This is a genomic window from Clostridium sp. OM02-18AC (genome assembly GCF_003481825.1).
Classification (GTDB): Bacteria; Bacillota; Clostridia; order Lachnospirales; family Lachnospiraceae; genus Brotaphodocola.
This window is the reverse complement of record NZ_QULW01000001.1, coordinates 266,457-284,718: the sequence shown is the minus strand read 5'-3', so window position 1 is coordinate 284,718 and position 18,262 is coordinate 266,457. Positions and strand designations below refer to the sequence as shown.

21 protein-coding genes are annotated in these 18,262 nt (G+C 50.0%); all 21 read right to left on the bottom strand.

Translation table 11 applies throughout. From position 1 onward, the window contains the following. Positions 1-294 precede the first annotated feature (294 nt). On the bottom strand, positions 295-3,225 hold the full coding sequence (locus DXB18_RS01430; RefSeq protein ID WP_118705593.1) for a TetM/TetW/TetO/TetS family tetracycline resistance ribosomal protection protein: 2,931 nt from the start codon (positions 3,223-3,225) through the stop codon (positions 295-297). 185 nt (positions 3,226-3,410) lie between these two features. Next, the gene (locus tag DXB18_RS01425) at positions 3,411-4,364 is read right to left on the bottom strand and encodes an L-lactate dehydrogenase (RefSeq protein ID WP_118705591.1); all 954 of its coding nucleotides are present in this window, start codon (positions 4,362-4,364) and stop codon (positions 3,411-3,413) included. Between the two features lie 99 nt (positions 4,365-4,463). Next, the gene (locus tag DXB18_RS01420; protein ID WP_243103075.1) at positions 4,464-5,819 is read right to left on the bottom strand and encodes an MATE family efflux transporter; all 1,356 of its coding nucleotides are present in this window, start codon (positions 5,817-5,819) and stop codon (positions 4,464-4,466) included. Between the two features lie 13 nt (positions 5,820-5,832). Continuing rightward, entirely contained in the window at positions 5,833-6,255 is a 423-nt protein-coding gene (locus DXB18_RS01415) for a C-GCAxxG-C-C family protein (protein WP_118543969.1), read from the bottom strand. Positions 6,256-6,410: 155 nt separating this feature from the next. Further along, positions 6,411-7,007: a GNAT family N-acetyltransferase gene (locus tag DXB18_RS01410; RefSeq protein WP_118705587.1), complete on the bottom strand. Its 597-nt coding sequence runs from the start codon at positions 7,005-7,007 to the stop codon at positions 6,411-6,413. A 33-nt stretch (positions 7,008-7,040) separates the two neighbouring features. Beyond that, complete coding sequence (locus DXB18_RS01405) at positions 7,041-8,681, bottom strand: ABC transporter ATP-binding protein (RefSeq protein WP_118705585.1); 1,641 nt, start codon at positions 8,679-8,681, stop codon at positions 7,041-7,043. After that, a complete protein-coding gene (locus tag DXB18_RS01400; RefSeq protein WP_118705583.1) occupies positions 8,668-10,434 on the bottom strand; it encodes an ABC transporter ATP-binding protein in 1,767 nt (588 codons plus the stop codon). Before DXB18_RS01400 ends, DXB18_RS01405 begins: the two co-directional genes overlap by 14 nt. Then, positions 10,427-10,930 carry a helix-turn-helix domain-containing protein gene (locus DXB18_RS01395; protein ID WP_118705581.1) on the bottom strand — a complete coding sequence of 168 codons (504 nt, stop codon included), beginning with the start codon at positions 10,928-10,930 and terminating at the stop codon, positions 10,427-10,429. The genes DXB18_RS01400 and DXB18_RS01395 overlap by 8 nt, the downstream gene beginning before the upstream one ends. Positions 10,931-11,036: 106 nt before the next feature. Beyond that, complete coding sequence (locus DXB18_RS16680; protein WP_279220811.1) at positions 11,037-11,375, bottom strand: peptidylprolyl isomerase; 339 nt, start codon at positions 11,373-11,375, stop codon at positions 11,037-11,039. A gap of 19 nt (positions 11,376-11,394) precedes the next feature. Continuing rightward, complete coding sequence (locus DXB18_RS16675; protein ID WP_279220810.1) at positions 11,395-11,616, bottom strand: peptidylprolyl isomerase; 222 nt, start codon at positions 11,614-11,616, stop codon at positions 11,395-11,397. Positions 11,617-11,631: 15 nt separating this feature from the next. Next, positions 11,632-12,708, bottom strand: coding sequence for a Xaa-Pro peptidase family protein (locus tag DXB18_RS01385; RefSeq protein ID WP_118705579.1), 1,077 nt, complete (start codon positions 12,706-12,708; stop codon positions 11,632-11,634). A gap of 150 nt (positions 12,709-12,858) precedes the next feature. Next, entirely contained in the window at positions 12,859-13,227 is a 369-nt protein-coding gene (locus DXB18_RS01380) for an ABC transporter permease (protein WP_243103072.1), read from the bottom strand. A 273-nt stretch (positions 13,228-13,500) separates the two neighbouring features. Next, positions 13,501-14,274 carry a lysozyme gene (locus DXB18_RS16420; RefSeq protein ID WP_118705577.1) on the bottom strand — a complete coding sequence of 258 codons (774 nt, stop codon included), beginning with the start codon at positions 14,272-14,274 and terminating at the stop codon, positions 13,501-13,503. A gap of 385 nt (positions 14,275-14,659) precedes the next feature. After that, positions 14,660-14,926: a hypothetical protein gene (locus DXB18_RS01370; RefSeq protein ID WP_118705575.1), complete on the bottom strand. Its 267-nt coding sequence runs from the start codon at positions 14,924-14,926 to the stop codon at positions 14,660-14,662. Between the two features lie 117 nt (positions 14,927-15,043). Continuing rightward, positions 15,044-15,370: a hypothetical protein gene (locus DXB18_RS01365; RefSeq protein ID WP_118705573.1), complete on the bottom strand. Its 327-nt coding sequence runs from the start codon at positions 15,368-15,370 to the stop codon at positions 15,044-15,046. Beyond that, positions 15,367-15,720, bottom strand: coding sequence for a hypothetical protein (locus tag DXB18_RS01360; protein ID WP_147355205.1), 354 nt, complete (start codon positions 15,718-15,720; stop codon positions 15,367-15,369). The genes DXB18_RS01365 and DXB18_RS01360 overlap by 4 nt, the downstream gene beginning before the upstream one ends. 9 nt (positions 15,721-15,729) lie before the next feature. After that, positions 15,730-15,933 (bottom strand): hypothetical protein, encoded by a 204-nt coding sequence (locus DXB18_RS01355; RefSeq protein WP_118705569.1) that lies wholly within the window; start codon positions 15,931-15,933, stop codon positions 15,730-15,732. A gap of 47 nt (positions 15,934-15,980) precedes the next feature. Continuing rightward, a complete protein-coding gene (locus DXB18_RS16075) occupies positions 15,981-16,127 on the bottom strand; it encodes a hypothetical protein (protein WP_182430425.1) in 147 nt (48 codons plus the stop codon). Next, positions 16,117-16,440 carry a hypothetical protein gene (locus DXB18_RS01350; RefSeq protein ID WP_118705567.1) on the bottom strand — a complete coding sequence of 108 codons (324 nt, stop codon included), beginning with the start codon at positions 16,438-16,440 and terminating at the stop codon, positions 16,117-16,119. The genes DXB18_RS16075 and DXB18_RS01350 overlap by 11 nt, the downstream gene beginning before the upstream one ends. Before the next feature lie 12 nt (positions 16,441-16,452). After that, complete coding sequence (locus DXB18_RS16670; protein WP_118705565.1) at positions 16,453-17,808, bottom strand: fibronectin type III domain-containing protein; 1,356 nt, start codon at positions 17,806-17,808, stop codon at positions 16,453-16,455. Positions 17,809-17,812: 4 nt separating this feature from the next. Then, positions 17,813-18,259: a hypothetical protein gene (locus DXB18_RS01340; protein ID WP_118705563.1), complete on the bottom strand. Its 447-nt coding sequence runs from the start codon at positions 18,257-18,259 to the stop codon at positions 17,813-17,815. Positions 18,260-18,262: the final 3 nt, after the last annotated feature.

The window sequence follows — 18,262 nt, the reverse complement described above, 5'->3', positions numbered from 1 at the left end:
GGTCCGATGGCTGCTGTTTTCCATGCGGCAGACAGCAGCTCTTTTCCTGCATTCCCAATGTGGTTTGTCTAAATTTTGACGAACCAGTTATATTGTACTTCAAGAAAAACAATAATGCAAGGTAGAATTCTGATTCTGCGAAGATTTCTCGTTGCCGTTCACACGTGCGTGCCAGGCAACGGGATTTTGCCGATGCTTCGCATTCCAAATCGGCAAAATCTGCTACCAGAACTGTATCTTACGGAATTTTCAGTTCAGAAAATTCCTACCCGTATACAGCAACCAGGTTTCCACTCATTGCTTCTCTGATGTCGCCGGAATCTTCCCAAGCCGTACCTGCTCTAAGTATTCAGCCAGATCCTTCTCTACATCTGCGAAGAGATAACGTTTTCCAGGCTTTACCAGATGCCCCCGGTCTTCCTCAATCTGGCGGCTGACGCGCTCCATGTCTTCCTCCAGATCACTGGCTGACATGAGAAGGCAGCCCTGGCTGCGGATGATGACCTGCTCCAGTCCATCGGAAGTTGCCACGGTCACCCGGTATTTCTTTCCCATCTGATGGGCAAATTTTTCGATGTACTGGTCCGCGGTCTCAGCCTCTTTGGTATAAACCACATGAATATTGTGATAATCCTCCGTGCTTCCAACTCCGCCGCTCACCTTGTAGGCATCAAATACCACGATCAGGTTGTATTTGCGGTAGCCCTGATAGTTACAGAGCATGTCCATGAGACGGTGCCGCGCACCATCCAGAGTGACCTTCATCAGCTCTCGAAGTTCCTCCCAGGCATAGAGGATGTTGTAGCCATCCACAAGAAGGTATTCTTCCACGGGTTCTTCCTTTTTGGTATGCGCATATTTTCCAGGATCATACACCACCTGGCGCGGACCGCTGTCGTAGGAGCGTTTGCGCTTGCTCTCGCCGTAGGTACGGGTAAAAATGGCTTCGAGTTCTTTTTCATCAGCACCGAAAGACGCACCACCAGAATTAGAACAGCTTCCAGTCTGCGATACGGATCTGCCAGATATCCCTACGGTTCCTGCTCCCGCATTTCTGCCATCCCCAGGAGACGCGCCAATGTTCCTTCCAGCTCCGCCCCCCGTATTCCATCCATCAGCGGCGTCATTGTCGGTATTCGCCGCGGCTTCCTCTCCCAGCACCGGAATTCCGGTCTGGATATGCATGTAATGCTTCACCTCATACCATGGCACCACAAAGCCGGCTCCATGGGCACAGAATACCGAGCCCGTCGGATCCGCCAGGTCCAGTTCTGCCTCATAACCTGTTTCCTGCACCACTTCCACCGCATTATGGCATGGGAAATATCCCTGAAGCACGCAGCTTAACCGTCCGCGTCCTTTCGTGTAGGAAACAACCTCCCGCTGGTAATTCTGCATGGTGGCAACCGGAACCACACCGCTTAAAACCATATTTTCTTCCTCTAACTGCGGCGGTTCAAAGGTTCCCTTCATGCGCTCCAGATCCGTCATGGCGCGGCCTACATACTCGGACGGCACCTCCAGCTTAAACGCGTAATACGGCTCTAAAATCTGCACACATCCTTCCGCTGCTGCCTCACACAGTCCCTGGCGGACTGCCCGGTACGTGGCCTGGCGGAAATCCCCGCCTTCGGTGTGTTTTAAATGGGCGCGTCCTGCGATCAGCGTAATCTGCATATCCGTAATTTCAGAGCCGGTGAGAACTCCACGATGGCGTTTTTCTTCCAGGTGGGTTAAGATCAGGCGCTGCCAGTTCCGGTCCAGAAAATCTTCACTGCAGCGGGCAGAAAACTGCAGACCACTGCCCGGTTCCCCCGGCTCCATCAGCAAATGGACCTCCGCATAATGGCGCAGCGGTTCAAAATGCCCCACGCCCTCTACGGTCTGCGTGATCGTCTCCTTGTATACAATACTTCCTGCATCCAGACGGATATCCACACCAAAGCGCTCTGCCACCAGACTTTTTAGCACCTCGATCTGTACCTCACCCATAACCTGCACTTGAATTTCCTGCGCCGGTTCATTCCAGGTAATGTGAAGTTCCGGTTCTTCCTCCTCAAGCTGCTTTAGTTCTGCTAGCATTTTATGGGCATCGCAGCCCTCCGGCAACTCTACACGGTAATTTAACACCGGTTCCAGGACCGGAAGCTCGGATTCTGCCTCCGTTCCAATCCCCTGGCCCGGATACGTTGTCACAGGACCGGTCACCGCACAGACCATGCCTGGCACAGCCTCATTCACAAGTTCGTATTTCGTGCCGGAATAAATGCGGATCTGGTTGACCTTCTCCGGTTCTTTGCCCTTTTCTTCCAGAAAATCTTTTACTTTCAGACAACCTGATGTGACTTTTAAGTGAGTCAGCCTGGCACCCTGATCATCGCGGGAGATCTTAAAGACTTTGGCACCAAATGCATTCCGGGAATCTTTCTGATCCCTGATTTCCGTTTTTCCAACGGCCTGCTCTGCTTTTGTACCAGCGGCCAAACTGTGTTTTTCGGTGTTTTCACTTCCCATCCACCGCTCCAGTCCGGCAAGCAGTTCCTCCACGCCCTGCAGCTTTAACGCCGAACCAAAATAACACGGAAACAGCTTCCGCTGCCGGATCAGCCCGCGGATCTGATCATCCGTAATGCTTCCATTTTCCAGATACTGCTCCAAAAGCGCTTCATCGGACATGGCGATGTTCTCCCACACGTCCTCCGGCACTGCATCCTCAGGCCCGTCCAGCGGTTCAAAATCCACGCAGGAATCATGCAGGCGTTTTTTCAGCTCTGCCATCAGCGCATCCCGGTCGGTTCCCGGCTGATCCATCTTGTTGATAAAAAGGAAGGTCGGAACCTGGTAACGTTTCAGTAAGCTCCACAACGTTTCCGTATGCCCCTGCACGCCATCTGCCCCGCTGATCACCAGCACCGCGCAGTCCAGCACCTGCAGTGTCCGCTCCATTTCCGCGGAAAAATCCACATGTCCCGGTGTATCAAGCAGTGTAACCGTGGTATCCCCAAGCTGGCATACTGCCTGCTTGGAAAAGATGGTAATGCCCCGTTCCCGCTCCAGCGCGTATGTATCCAGGTACGCATCCCGGTTATCTACACGCCCCAGTTTCCGTATGGTTCCGGACGTATATAAAATCGCCTCAGATAACGTCGTTTTCCCTGCATCTACATGGGCCAGAAGGCCGATGCAGCGATATGTCTTTGCTTTTTCCTGCTCCTGTACACCCATGAAAAAAGCCTCCTTTTCGTAATCGCATAATAGAAAAAATTATACCACAGAAGGAGGCTGTCGTCGAGAAAGTTCTTTTCATGGACCCTGGCTGGAACCCGGTTGGAAATCCCAGAAAATCCCTGGCAGGAAGATTTCCGATCTCCAACCAGATTTCTGACCATTTTGATGCATCCGGTCTTGTTCTACAGTTCCAGCCCCTGCGCAATGCCTTTGAGCGTCTCTGCCGACTGGATCAGCCTGATCGTCTCGTCTTCATTCAGTGAGATCGGCACATGCGTTTCCACGCCGTCCGCCCCCAGAACTGCAGGCATACTCAGGGCAATGTCCCGGATGCCGTATTCCCCATGCATCATGGACGATACCGGCAAAATCGAGCGTTCATTGCGGACGATGCAGGCGCAGATCCGGCGCACGGACATGGCAATGCCGTAATACGTCGCCTGTTTTTTGGCGATGATATCGTAAGCACTGTTTTTGACAGATTCCGCGATCAGATCCAGCTTTTCTTTCGGATTCTCGTAACCGCGCATCTCACAGAATACATCCAGCGGAATGCCGGAAATATTGGTACTGCTCAGCACCGCGATCTCGCTGTCACCATGCTCTCCCACAATATAGGAATGTACACTGCGGCTGTCTACCTGCAAATGTTGTCCAAGCGCATATTTCATGCGTGCACTGTCCAGTACTGTTCCGGAACCGATCACCCGTTCTTCCGACAAACTGCTCAGGCGAAGTGCCACATAAGTCAAAATGTCTACCGGATTCGAGACGATCAGCAGAATCCCGCCAAAATTTCTGCCGGCAATTTCCGGGATGATGCTCTGATAGATTTCTACATTCCTGTGCACCAGATCCAGCCTTGTCTCATCCGGCTTCTGATTGGCCCCTGCTGTCACAATGATGATCGAAGCATCCGCAATATCATCGTAATCTCCTGCATAGATTTTCATGGGTGCCGCAAAGGGGACGCCGTGGGAAATATCCTTCGCCTCCCCGTCTGCCTTATCTTTATTCACATCCAGCAGCACCAGCTCCGAAAACAGTTTGCTCTGCATCAAGGTAAACGCAATCGCAGAGCCAACAAAGCCGCAGCCAATGACTGCGGCTTTTCTGGAACGAATCACATTACTCATAAGACCCTCTCTTTCTGACGCATTGTCAGAAACTAGTCTTTGCAGAACCAGAAATTCGTATACCAGCAATATGAAATTTTATTGTGTCCTTTTTCTTTTCTACCCCTGAATCAGCTTCTCTGCGTCCTTCATCCAGTCCGCTTTAAAGAAATAGATTGCCATTCCGACTGCACAGAGCGCCCAGGTGATAGGCCATCCTGCCATGACAACCATAAGACTGTGTGTTGCAGGTACTGTGATCGCCAGATAAATCTGACGGATCACCACAAACGTTCCAAGCATAAAGATCATCGGAATGCTGGATTTTCCTGCCCCGCGCAAAGAACCGCTTAAGATCTGAACCACCGGCAGCGTCCAGTACGCATAGGAAAACAGCTTTAACATGGCAGCACCGTTGGCAATGACTTCCTCATCATTCGTAAAAAGACTGACGAGAGCAGCACCGCCGCAGTTCATCAAAAAGCATCCTCCCACGATCAGGACAGAGCACATGATCCACGCCGTCAGCATGCCTTTCTTTACCCGTTCCAGTTTTCCCGCACCAATGTTCTGCCCGACAAATGTAGTGATCGTCATATTGAAGCTCTGCAGGATCAGCTGCAAAAATCCATCGATGCGGATGGTGGTAGAATAACCGGCGATTGCAGCGGTACCAAAGCTGTTGATATACGACTGCACGATCACATTGGAAAACGCCGTAATGCTCTGCTGAAATGCAGCCGGAAGTCCTACCAGGATAATCTGTCTGGTCATGGCCTTATGGAAACGGATCTTCTTTATTTCCACCCGGTACGCTTCCCGGGTATGGATCAGCTGACGCATGACAAGAAATGCACTGACTGCCTGCGCGATCATGGTTCCAAGCGCAACACCGGCTACGCCAAGACGCGCCACACACACAAGCAGAACATCCAGGATCACATTCAGCACACTGGCTATTGCCAGGTAAATAAGCGGGTCCCGGGAGTTTCCGATCGCACGCAGAATTCCGGATCCCATATTATAGAACAACAGAAAGGTGATTCCGGCAAAATAAATAGTCAGATACAAGGTGGAATGCGGAAGTACTTCCTGCGGTACACCAATTGCCCGAAGCAGGGGTCTTGTGACTGCAATTCCTGCAATGGTAAACAGGACACTTAAAAATGCCGTCAAAGCCAGTGCACTGTGAATTGCATGGCTCATTTTTTCCTGATCCCCTGCACCAAAATACTGGGCAATGACAACACCGGCACCTACCGACAGACCCATAAAAAAGCCAACCAGCATCTGGATGACGGAGCCAGACGCTCCTACGGCTGCCAGCGCATTGGTGTCGACAAAATTTCCCACTACATAGGAATCCGCCGTATTATACAGCTGCTGGAACAGATTTCCAATCAGCAGCGGGATTGCAAAAACCAAAAGGGCCTGAAAAATATTCCCCTCAATCAGATCCGCATGTTTACCCTTCAATCTCATACACCCCTTATCTGTCTGCCTGATGTTCTGCCAAATATGCTTCTGTCAATGCCACCGCATCCATAATACACTGCGGACAGCTGCAGAGCACCTTTCCAGTCTCCACTCCCTTCAGCTCTCTGCACAGATAAGAACCGTTTTTCTCTTTGAATTTCATGACCTGTTCCTTAACCTGCTTGTAGGTCGCACCTTTGGTCGGCATCCCCTTTTCCAGATCACCGACACTGTTTGCCAGTCCAATGATCATCATCATGCCAGAAAGGGCACCGCACATCTCCATCATGCCCATGCCAAGACCAAAGCCCTCTGCGATTTTAAACATTTCCTGTTCGTCCACACCAAATTCTTTGCAGAACGTGCAGGCTACTGCCTGCGCACAGTTATACCCCTTGTCGTGTAAAGAAATTGCGTATTCTGCTTTTGTACCCATGTTGCTTTCCTCCGTCTGAATTTTTCTGGATTTGTTATGCTACAACACAGAATATAGCTTGATCCATTCCCATGCTGCACCCAACTCTGATATCTAGTATACTCCGAATTTTACAGACTGTCCACAAAGCATTTTACATGGATTTTACAGGTTCCCTATTCTAATATTTCATTGATCTGTTTCAGATCCGGAAACCACACCGGCATCTCCATCTCATCCTGATGCTCTCCGATCATTTTTTCCATCCAGACCATATTATACCAGCGTCCGAATTTGTAACCACACTGATAAAATTCTCCTACCAGCCGGTATCCGATATGTGCATGATAATCCACGCTGTTTCTGGTCAGGTATTCATCATTTTCTGCTTCCGGAACTGCGATACAGGCTTCCATGTTGAGAATTCCCATCGCCCTGCATACGGCTTCCATGGCTCTGTTCAGCTTTCCACCCACCCCAGAGTGCCGCAGGGTTTCATCCACATAGATAGAAGTTTCTACCGCCCAGCTGTACGCTTCGCGCTCATGAAAAACGCCCGCATAGGCATAACCGAGAATTTTTCCATTTTTCTCAGCTACGAGATAAGGGTATTTCTGCAGTGTATGACGGATCCTTCCGCGGAATTCTTCCAGAGTCGGCGGCTCATACTCAAACGTGATTGCCGTTTTTACTACATAAGGCGTATAAATTGCTAAAAGTGCTTCTGCATCGGCCTCCGATGCCACACGGATCTGGATATCGTTTTTTTCCATATCATATGTTCTCACTTTCCCTTGTCTATCTTTTTAACTGCCAACTTGAATGATTCTTCCAAATTCCGCTGCAATTCGGTGAGAAATCGAAATCACCGTGCGGTCCTCCGAAACCTGTTTCAGTGCCTTTAAAACAGCCTGTTCGCTCTCCGCATCCAGATTAGCCGTGATCTCATCTAACAAAAACAGTTCCGTCTCTGCCGCAGCCGCCCGTGCGATCGATAAAAGCTGCCACTGCCCCTGGGAGAACAATTCCGGTGTGCAGACCGTATCGTAACCGTGCTCCATCTGCATAATCGTCTCATCAAGCCCGGTCAGCACCGCAGCCCGCTTTACGGCTTCCATGGAAATGTCCGGATCAAACAGCGTGATCTGGTCTTTGACGGTTCCGGGTACCTGGTGGAACGACTGCTCCACATAGCCAAACCGTTTTCTTCTTTCCAAATCCTGAATTTCAGACACCGGGCGGCCGTGAAGCAGTACCTGACCTGCCTGCGGATCATAAAGACCCAGCAGCAGTTTCAGGATCGTACTCTTTCCTGCTCCCGTCCGGCCGGACAGGGTAACCTGCTCGCCCTGCTGCACCTGAAAACTCAGGTGATTTAAAACGGTATGCTCATCATAGCCAAAGGTGACATCACGAAATTCTACAACCTTGTCCGGCTTTTCCACACTCGCTGCTGCTCCTGCAAATGGTTTCTTTTTCTCCTCCAGCCCCAGAAATTCATTGATTCTCCGGACACCGGCAATGGCTGACTGAATGGTCTGGATCTCCATGCCAAGGCTTTCCACCGGCGTGAAAATCTGGGAAATGTAATTGATCACCGCCACCGCGGTACCTGCTGACATGCCAAACAGGGGCAGTACCTTCGGATTTCCGGATGCAGAAAGCAGCATGACCACTGCTACTACCACTGCATTGAAAATCAGGATAACCGGGGAATAAACGGCATCATAAAAATTGGTCTTTTCCATCGCGCGGTAGCTGTCACGGATGTACTGGTCATAACGCTGCTCCATATACGGTTCTTTTCCCAGAACATGAATGGTGCGGATGTTATGCAGGGTCTCCGGCACACATCCGGATGCCAGGCTAACTGCGCGGCGGTTTTCCAGCTGTGCTGCCAGCATATTTTTCTGCACGATTCTGGTAAAAAGAAACAGAATGGGAAGCAGAACCAGAAGTACCAGGGACAGCCCCCGGTTCCGGGACCAGATCACAAACAGGATACTCACGATCCGGCATGCATCCACAAACATACTGATGATTCCGGAGGTAAACAGATTCTCAACCGTGTCCACATCTCCCGCAAACCTGGATACCATTGCGCCCGGTTCGATCTGTGTCAGTTCCTGCGCTGTGAGCCGCTGTGTTTTCGCCATCAGATGACTCCGGAGCGCATGCGTAATTTTCTGTCCGAACACCGTTAAAAGCCCTTCTCTTGCCGATTCCAGAATGCCGGTCAAAGCTGTCAGAACAAAGTAGGCAATCACAAGTGAAACCGTAAGACTTTCGCCGTTACTCAACCGGTCGATCGCATTTCCCAAAACCAGTGGCGGAAGCAGGGATACCACAACTGCCCCACAAACAGCCAGGGCGATTCCAAAAGAAAGGACTGCCGTTTTCTGAACTGTCTGCCGAATAATACTGCTCACTTTTTCACGTTTCATCATGCTCAGCCCCTCCTTCCTGTGCTGCATAAAGCCGCGCATACTCCGGCACTTCTTTCAGGAGTTCTTCGTGACTGCCCACGAAAGTTTTTCCGCCTTCCATCCAGATGATCCGGTCCATCTGCGAAAACAGGTACAGCCGGTGGGAGATCAGCAGCACAATGCTGTCTGCTGTCAGTTCTCTCAAATGCGCAAATGCTTCTTTTTCCGTATTCCGGTCCAGGGCCGAAAACGGATCATCCAGGATCAGAAGCGGCTTTTTATGGTACAAAGTCCGCGCCAGGGCCAGACGCTGTGCCTGACCGCCGGAAAGTCTCATGCCATCGTTTCCAATGACCGTCTCTGCACCCGCTTCCATCGTCTTGAGATCCTCATCCAGACAGACTGCATTCAGATATGGCCTGGTATCTTTTTCATCGCCAAGGGATATATTATTTTTTATTGTGTCATGAAATAATTCCGGATCATGTCCCAGATACCCGATCATTCCAACACGTTTTTCCTCTTCCAGTCCGCTCAATTCCTGTCCGGCAAACCGGATGCTGCCCTCGTAAGGATATTCACACAGAAATGTCTTTCCGAGCGTGGATTTTCCACAGGCTACCGGTCCGGTGATGCCAAGTATCTGCCCTGGTTTTGCGGAGAAATCCAGATGCTCAAATATTTTTGTCCCGCCAGGGTAGGCAAATCCCAGGTCTGTCACCTGGAGATTTCCAGGCGTTCCTTCCGTCTTTTCATATGTTTTCTCATTCTGTTTCATAAATGGCTGAATCCGCTTCCAGGACACCTGTGCCTTATGCACTGCATTGAACAGCTTTGCCGCACTGGAAGACTTGACCGCCAGTTTGGTAAAACAGGACAAAAATGTCGTAAACACTGCTACATTCCAGGGTCTCCACCCGTTTCCCAGCACATTTTTTCCACCAAAATAGAAAATAAACAGGACACTGGTCATGGAAATAACCCGGTATAAAGGCTGCATGACTGTATTCCAGACATTGGCCTTCACGGCAGCTTTCTCATAGGCAGACAGATGCTGTTCATAATCCTGCCCACGCTCCTGTTCGCAGCCGAAGACGCGGTATGTTAAGGCATTGACTGCACGGTCCAGTGTCGCCGTGCTCAAAGCGCCGGCTTGTTCTTTATAGGCTGCCCCTGCTTTCTGGATCTGCACCTTCATCTTCTCTGCTATGAAATAAGATACCGGAGGAAAGATTATGGACAACAATGCCAGTCTCCAGTCGTAATACAGTAACATGCCAGCATACGCAAGCAGTGCAACCCCTGTGTCAAACACCTCGGTGGTAAATTTCCGCATGCCTTCCACACAGTCATCCACATCCAGGATGGCCTTGGTCATCACGGTTCCGGCGCCTTCTTCCTGCAGTTCGTTTCTGCTTTTTCGCACCAGACTTGCGTAGATGATCTGTTTCATTCTCCAGTTCACATTGTTGGCAAAACGCCGTACATAGAAACGCTTTATGTAGCGGGAGCCCTGCACCACTGCAATGGAAAGGATATAGGCGCAGACCAGTGTGAGCATCTGCGCTGCCGTGGAACTTCCATTTAAAATCTGAATGAGACAGCCGGTCATACGTCCTTCAAACCACGGACCAGCCAGAAGTCCGAGGTTATAAATCAGACCGGAAACCGTAATCAGTGCCAGTACCCGCCATTCTTTCCGGAAATAAAAGTCAATGCGGTCCGGACTGTCTGTGGTCTGGGCTGTTTGTGCCGCTTTCTGCAATTCACGCATGCGGATGCACCTTCTCTCCTTCTGCGGTCTGTGCTCCCCGTTCCTTCACACGGCTTGTCACGGTAGAAAAGCCCGCCTGACGTTCCCGCTTCGAACGCCAGTATAACGTATCCAGCGTCTCTAAAAACTGTTCTTTTTCTTTTTCCGGCAATTCTTCCAAAAGCCACTCATAAAAAACAGATTCGATTCGTGCTTTTGAATTTTTCAGATGTTCTGCCTGCTCTGTCGCATACAAAAGCTGACTTCTTCCATCTTTGGGATTCGGTTTGCGGACCAGGTAGCCTTTCGCCTCCAGACTGGCTGCCCTTCTGGCCGCAGCTCCTTTGTCAATCTGGAGCTGTTCCCGCACCTGAGTCTGGGTAATTCCCGGATTGTGGCGCACCAGATGGATAAAATCAAATTCCGCCGTACCAATGCCTTCCTCTTTCATGGTCTGAACGGTAAATTTGCTGACCTCGCGCGCAATTTTTGTGATTTTTCTTTCGGTTTGATCCATACTATCATCCGCCTTTCTCTGTTTCCGAAGATACGTCTTGCATTTAGATGTATCTGCAACTATTTAGATGATAGTACAACCATTTGTTGCTGTCAAGTTTCTTTTCTTACAGCTTCGGCCAGCATTTCGGCAGTTTCGGATTTTCCACCCGCACCGGCTCCGGGTAAACCGCTCCAAACAGTTCCAGTTCTACATGGTCCAGGATTTCCGGCTTTACCGGGCGGTTCACTTCCACACCCGGAATCGGGAAATCAACCGGCACCGTTGGCACCTGCGCGATACGTAAAATCTCATCGATGCCGGAAATGACCGTTCCAAATACCGGATAAATCCCCTTGTGATCCGGGCAGTCGCGAAGCGGAAAGAAAAATTCACAGCTTGCCAGACCCGCATCCCCGTAACCACCCATGCAGACACATCCCGGATGGGAATCAAGCGGCGTCACGTCCGGATTTAAGATAAATTCATTTGGGGATCAGGTACTGGGTTTCCTTGTGACCAAATGCCGTGTAGCTCATATCCACCCAGTTTCCCGGCACAATGCGTTCAATGGCATGATGATCCAGATACCCATGGGATGCCGCATAAAGAAAGCTGTTCACCGTATTCGGAGCCGACTCTGGAAGCAGCTCGATCACGATTTTTGCCCCGTTTGCCATGTGCAGCGCTGCGATTGGATGTTTCATATCCATAAGCCTCCTTTATTCGATGATCTGCAAAGTCTTTGGGTAATGGTTCAGCACTTCCACGCCATCTTTGCGAACCAGTACCAGATCCTCCACACGGACACCGGTATCACCGCTTAAATAAATGCCCGGCTCAATGGAGAAGATCATGCCCGGCTTTGCCTCCCAGGTATTGGCAGAAGAAACATCCCCAAACTCATGGCAGGACTGTCCGATAAAGTGTCCGAGACGGTGATTGAAATTTGGTCCCCATCCGGCATCGGCGATCAGGTTTCTGGCTGTGGCATCCAGCTCACAAAGCGGTATACCGGGTCTGATTTTTGCAATGGCACTCTCATTGGCAGCTTTTGCGGTCTCATAGACCTTCCGGTGTGCTTCACTGACAGACTTATAATAAAAGGTACGGGTCATATCTGAACAGTAGCCGTCTTTGATACAGCCTACATCAAACAATACACAGTCTCCCGGCTGCACCACGGTATCATCCGGGGAGTGGTGCGGATCTGCCGCATTGGCACCAAATGCCACCAGCGGCGGGAATGAGTAACCATCCGCACCCAGGCTTAAATAAATCTCCAGCATCTGGTCAGCAACTTCTTTCTCCGTCACACCCTCATGGATCAGATTTTTAAACTGCGCCATAGCCTGATCGTTCAGCCTGGAAGCCACGCGCATCTTCTCCTGTTCCTCAGCATCTTTCACACCGCGGGTAATGTCCACAGCCTCAGAGCCATTCACAAAGCCTGCCGCTGCCTTCATCTCCATCAGCGGAAGCAGAAAACGGGCCTTTAAATCCTTATCTACCCCCAGCACTGCATGCTTGTCCAGATGCGCTGCCACCAGTTCTGGCACCGGATCGGTATCGGAATACCAGACTTTCTCTGCCCCGACTTCCTGCGGTACATAAAACAGATGATTTAAAAAGTAAGCGTGATGTCCGTCTGCCCGCAGTAAAAGCGCGTAAAAGCGTTCGATGGGTGTCATGCGAATACCAGTCAGATAGGCAATGGACATCGGGTCTGTCAGCAGCATCTGGCTGACCCCCTGTTTCTGTAATTCGTCCAGAATTCTTTTTGCTCTTGCTTCGTTCATGTTCAAAAACCTCCTCATTTTATCTGCCTGTTGACAGTATTTCTCAAAAAGCTCCATCTGCCAAAAGGGGCGCCGCAGACCCTCCCGGTCCCCGGCGCCGTCTTTCTATTGCTGATTCGTTTTGAGCCACGCATCCGCGCGGCATTTTTATCAGAACTGTGTACGCAGCTTCGGATCCAGCAGATCCCGCAGACCATCGCCAATGAAATTGGCTCCTACAGCCATGGTGAAGATCGCAAGACCCGGGAAACCGGATACCCAGAACTTATTGAAGTAATCCACACCGTCAGAAACCATCATGCCCCATTCCGGGGTAGGCGGTGCGGAGCCCAGTCCCAGAAAGCTCAGCGTTGAGAACATCAGGATCTTATTTCCGATATCCGTAGTCGCCATGATCAGCACAGAGCTGACACTGTTTGGGATGATTTCTTTCATCAGGATACGCATGCGGGAGGCGCCCAGGGCTTCCGCCGCATTCCCCGCCAGCCTGATTTGCTGGCGGCAGTTGTTACTGTTCACGCATGCGTGCCCAGCAACGGGATTTTCTGAATTATCAACAATATCTCAGATTATTTTACGCGGGTCAGCAGTGCGATCGTCTCACAGTTTGCGGTGTCTTGAACCTGTGAATCTACTTATTATATAGTAAGTTATGCTATCACTCAGTTTCCGCACAAAATAAGGCAAAACTGGTTACCGAATACATTTTCGTTTTTCTGAGCAACCTAGCATATTATACCGTAATTTATGCGCCGTAGTCAAATCGTTGTCATTGACTACGGCGCATCTGTTTTACTGTCTTAAACCCGGATACTGCAACGCCCCATCCTGATCAGGATTCAGCACCACCGGCTCCGTGGCCATCCGGCCAGCATCATCTAAATAATACCATTTACCGCTGACCGTCTGTAGACCTGTCCGCATTACCCCATCATCTCCTAGGTAATACCAACCGCCGTTATAGATATACCAGACATCATGGACCATCATGCCCGCACCATCAAACCAGTACCACTTATCTCCGTCCTGCCACCAGGCATTTGTTACACAGCGCCCAGATCCATCCCGGTAGTAAAACCGCCAGCCACCGTCCTCCTGCTGCCAGCCGTTCTTAACTGCAACCTGCACCGGGGTCAAAAAAAGTGCATGCTCTTCCTGGCGGCGCTTAGTAAGACCCGCCAGCACTTTTCCACCAGCTTTGTTGTAGGCCAGGATCATGTGCGAGATCTCTGCACGTGTCCTGGATCCCTGTGCAGTCAGACCGTCGATAGATCCGATATTGTAAGCAAAACTTACAAGAGCATCAAACTCGTTCTGGTTCCACTGGTAGCGGTCGTACTTGTCCACCTTGGGGGCATACTTGCGATTGATGGATTCACGCAGCCACTCATCTGCAGTCTCCTGGCTAATCTGTAGCCCCTTGCAAATCGTGGTGCCGGTAATAGTCTTGTCAGCATTGGTGGTGCCATAGCCGATAGTCCAGACTCCTACAGCATCCTGGTAGGCTGTCAGACGGCAACCCTCAAATTTCTTGATCAGTTTCAATCCGTTATCTGAGATTTTCATTTGACATTCCTTTCCGTTAACGTTAACCCGTTAACGTTAACTTTTGGAATATTGACAAATTAAGAAAAATAGAATATGATGTAGGCAGCTAAGAAATGTGGTGAACTTTTCTCATGCGACGCAAAAACCCCAGAGGGCCCTAATCCTCTGGGGTTTTCTTGTTCGTTACGGTGAACCACTCCGTTTAGGCTGTTGCTGCCTACTTATCTCTGTCCAGCCATTTGCATATGTAGTAGCTAACTACACCTGCTAAAACAGAGACAAGAAATGTGGTGATCAATTCTATTATCATGGACGCACACCTCCTTTCTGCTGGAGGTTCGGCAGCTCTTACATCATATCATATTTTATGTCAATATTCTACATGATTTCTGTTGCATTTACTTTATTTGCAGCTTACGTCGTCAAGCTCAACACCCTCCATAACCGCCCTGGCTTCAAGCACCGCAAGATAATCCGTCATTGCAGTCAACTGCATATTATAGGTGCTTCTTGGACAGGTCGGCTTAAACGGAAGCGTACCGGCATCCTGCTTATCGAGCATACCGCGCAGTCCGTAATATCTGATTGCCAGCTGATTATACTCAGCCTTAAATCTTTCTTTGTAATCAGTGCTATTCATTGCTTCTACAGTTTCACTTAATTTCATCATGGTTTTGTCCTCTTTTCTTTTTAAATTAATATAGCGCTTAAACCACCCATTGCGATATCGCAACAGTATGGCGACCGTCACCCGGGCCGCCGCGGGAGATATCTGGATCACCTCCTCTCAGTGTTTGTCGCTGTATTTTGTCCGCTGCCAGATCTCAGCAACGCGCTCCCAACCGTCCATTGCAACCAGTGCCACAATAAAGGCTGCAATCATACACGCAAAAATCAGATACCAGGTAACCGGCTTTGACATCCAGGTCAGCAACGCCACTAGTGCCGCCGGGCAGAGGACCAGGCTCAGCACAATCACGACCACAGCAGTCGGAATCTGCTTAAAGCATGGAAGCTCTTTGATTACCTGCGTGATTACGGATACTAAAAAAGCCATCACACCGATGGCCACCAATACATACGCTGCATACTGCAGCACGTCATTCATGTTCATTTCTTATCCTCTCTTTCTGCTGATTCGTACGGCAATGCCAGGCATCTGTTATACAGTTCTTCGCCGGTTCCATTCCCGCCAAGGGCCTTGTAAGGCTTAAACATGTACTCCAAATTGTCCCGGTCTTCAAGCGTGCAAAATCCCCGTTTTAAATAAAACTGACAAGCCTGGTACAGCCTGTCGTGGAGCAGGGCCAGCACTGCAGCATTGATAGACCGCGCTTTTATCTGCTCTGCTTTGAGCTGCTTGGACAATCTGCGATAAGCTGCGCCCAGGATGCCGGAGATAGCCGCAAAAAGCCACGCAACCCAGTGCGTGACTATGTACTGCAAAATCAATGATACCATCATAAATCTCCTTTACTCGTGGTCACACTCCTTATGACCAGGGCCGCCCTGCACGTGTCTCGGCTCTGCATGATCTGCGGTACCCGGTGTGCTGTCATTGCGGTACTCGTGATCCGGGCCGGTGCTTAACACCTCATTGTGCGGTTTCGGAGTCGGTACTCCGGTTGCCGGGCCGTAAGGGATGTTCGGGGTTTCGGTTCTGTGCTTGATACTCATGTGTAGTCCTTTCTGCCATTTAACGAATGGCTCCGATGATTAAAAGGTTATGCCCCTAAAAGGGCCTTAATTTCTTCTCTTTCCGCATATGTAAGTTTCGTATACGACTGCAAAATATCGTCTAACTCCTCGCCCTCTAACAGCCGGATTCTCACCGCACGCAGGATAATGTTTTTCTGAATGTTACTCAGCATTCGTTCCACCTCCAATCAGATCAGCCATAGCAAGCGTCAGTTCGTTGTTTTCTGCCTGCAATGTTTCCACCTGCTGTTCCTGGGTGGGCGCGTAGGGGATAGCCGTCTCTGTGCCGTCCTCACCTACTCGGTAAAATGTTCCATCGCGGTACTTATCCCCGATGCCACAGGCATACTGCAAACAATCGACTGCAAAAGCTTCACTTCCATAGACACATTTTGTCAGGTAATCGGCTGTTGGATAGTTGTTGCAGACAATGATGTTTTTTACCTCACCGTTAAGAACCTGTGCAAATATTTCATGTACAATCATTTTCGTTCTCCTTTACCATGTTATTACTACGGCACCGGAACCTCCTGAAGCGCCAGCTATGTTAATACTTGCGGCACCGCAACCACCTCCACCTGTTCCAACAGATCCGGCAGTAGGTCCAGAACCACCAAAGTAACCATTTCCTCCGCCTCCGGCACCGCCATATCCTTGACCATAGATTTGCTTTGGGCAACCACCACCACCACCGCCTCCGGCATAAAGTGTTCCATTAGGATTTCCAAATTCTCTTGTTGTAGTTCCTTGTCCGCGGCCAAAAATTGACGTAGCATTAAACTGTCCTGCACCACCTCCATTTGAACCATCGGCGCCACCATTGCAGGCTGTCTTATAACCAGATCCGTTACCATGACCTCCGCCAGAGCCACCATTGCGACCATATGACCTATTCGATCCACTAGGCTCATTAATTCCTCCACCAGAAGCACTTACAAGAATTGTTCCGGCTTTAGTAGCATTAGACGCGCCACAATTGGCGTTTGTTCCACCAATTCCACCGGCACCTACATTAATTGCAATTTGATCTCCCGGATTTACAGGAATATTGTTTGTATATGCTGTACATCCACCAGCGCCACCACCGCCGCCGACCGTTGAAGACCCATATGTACAACCGCTACCACCACCAACAGCAAAAATGTTAATAGATCTTACACCAGCTGGCACATTAAAGATTTCTGATGCTGTGAACGCCTTACGCCCACTAGCTGTAGGTGCACATGTTGCCTGTAAACATCCGCTGTAAAAATCTCCGGCACTACAGGTTGTATAGGCCCAGATGCAGAAATAGTAGGTTGTTCCAGGCGTCAATCCACTAATTATTACACTGCTTGTCCCATTAGCCGCTGCATTATTACCAACACCCGTATATACCCGGCTGTCATGGATGCTTGTTGGATAGCCGCCTGTTTTTGCGCAAATGATAACTCCGGAAAAAGGTCCCATTGACGGATTTTTCCAAGTGGCAAGAACCTGTGATGTGCTGTAGGCGGCAACGCTAAAAGACAGTACGGATTGACAAGTCATATTGCCGCTTAATTTGCTTCCGTTTACCCATGCAGTTTTTCCTTTGTAAATATACGCGGCGGTGGCATCACCTACGGTCTGCGATGCCAGGCTTACCGCCGTCACCGTCCCGCCGGTTGTGTATCCTGCTGGAATCTGCTTACTCTGACCACATTTTAACGTGGCGCTCTGCTCTCCGTTATTCGGCATAGTACCAGTCACAGCCTCATCTTCGGAATCACTGGTAACTGCCGTGTACCCTGCAAGGACCTGGGCTTTACCAGCAGTGCAGTCATCTGATCCTGTACTGCCGCCACCTCCGCCGGATGCTAAAACCTTGCCCATAATATCACACTCCTCTCAAACCGGCTGTAAAATCCGTAGTCGGCTTTTTATAAACCTTAAACGTCACGCTACCGTCTGCCGTTGTACCGGTCCCAGATGCCAGTATTCCAAATGCCTTGCTGTATGCTTTTTGCGTGGCCAGATCGGCTCCATCTTCCAAGGCACTTACCAGCATCGGGTTATCCTCAGCAGTAACACCATCAACCGCTACCGTCTGCTCATATGGCGTCGCATCACCAATCCATTTAGCTGCTGTGAGGGTAATCAACGTGACATGCTCCTGGCGGTTAACGGCTGCGTTGGTTGCGTTGATGTCATTCGCCCCAAAGGAATCGCCTTCCTGGGTGTATGTGGTGGCATCCACTATTTCTATAGTTCCATCCGCATCACTGATTAGCCTATACTTTCGATTGCCTTCAAACACATCTTCCTTATAGTTTGTTTTTAGCAAATA

Excerpts from the sequence above, each read along its gene's own strand:
- DXB18_RS01425 (WP_118705591.1), bottom strand. The coding sequence starts at position 4,364 with ATGAGTAATGTGATTCGTTCCAGAAAAGCCGCAGTCATTGGCTGCGGC.
- DXB18_RS01370 (WP_118705575.1), bottom strand. The coding sequence starts at position 14,926 with ATGATGAAATTAAGTGAAACTGTAGAAGCAATGAATAGCACTGATTAC.
- DXB18_RS01350 (WP_118705567.1), bottom strand. The coding sequence starts at position 16,440 with ATGATTGTACATGAAATATTTGCACAGGTTCTTAACGGTGAGGTAAAA.
- DXB18_RS16675 (WP_279220810.1), bottom strand. The coding sequence starts at position 11,616 with ATGAAACATCCAATCGCAGCGCTGCACATGGCAAACGGGGCAAAAATC.
- DXB18_RS01405 (WP_118705585.1), bottom strand. The coding sequence starts at position 8,681 with ATGATGAAACGTGAAAAAGTGAGCAGTATTATTCGGCAGACAGTTCAG.
- DXB18_RS16075 (WP_182430425.1), bottom strand. The coding sequence starts at position 16,127 with ATGCTGAGTAACATTCAGAAAAACATTATCCTGCGTGCGGTGAGAATC.
- DXB18_RS16670 (WP_118705565.1), bottom strand. The coding sequence starts at position 17,808 with ATGGGCAAGGTTTTAGCATCCGGCGGAGGTGGCGGCAGTACAGGATCA.
- DXB18_RS01385 (WP_118705579.1), bottom strand. The coding sequence starts at position 12,708 with ATGAACGAAGCAAGAGCAAAAAGAATTCTGGACGAATTACAGAAACAG.
- DXB18_RS16420 (WP_118705577.1), bottom strand. The coding sequence starts at position 14,274 with ATGAAAATCTCAGATAACGGATTGAAACTGATCAAGAAATTTGAGGGT.
- DXB18_RS01395 (WP_118705581.1), bottom strand. The coding sequence starts at position 10,930 with ATGGATCAAACCGAAAGAAAAATCACAAAAATTGCGCGCGAGGTCAGC.
- DXB18_RS01365 (WP_118705573.1), bottom strand. The coding sequence starts at position 15,370 with ATGAACATGAATGACGTGCTGCAGTATGCAGCGTATGTATTGGTGGCC.
- DXB18_RS01410 (WP_118705587.1), bottom strand. The coding sequence starts at position 7,007 with ATGGAAAAAAACGATATCCAGATCCGTGTGGCATCGGAGGCCGATGCA.
- DXB18_RS01400 (WP_118705583.1), bottom strand. The coding sequence starts at position 10,434 with ATGCGTGAATTGCAGAAAGCGGCACAAACAGCCCAGACCACAGACAGT.
- DXB18_RS01355 (WP_118705569.1), bottom strand. The coding sequence starts at position 15,933 with ATGAGTATCAAGCACAGAACCGAAACCCCGAACATCCCTTACGGCCCG.
- DXB18_RS01360 (WP_147355205.1), bottom strand. The coding sequence starts at position 15,720 with ATGATGGTATCATTGATTTTGCAGTACATAGTCACGCACTGGGTTGCG.
- DXB18_RS01415 (WP_118543969.1), bottom strand. The coding sequence starts at position 6,255 with ATGGGTACAAAAGCAGAATACGCAATTTCTTTACACGACAAGGGGTAT.
- DXB18_RS01430 (WP_118705593.1), bottom strand. The coding sequence starts at position 3,225 with ATGGGTGTACAGGAGCAGGAAAAAGCAAAGACATATCGCTGCATCGGC.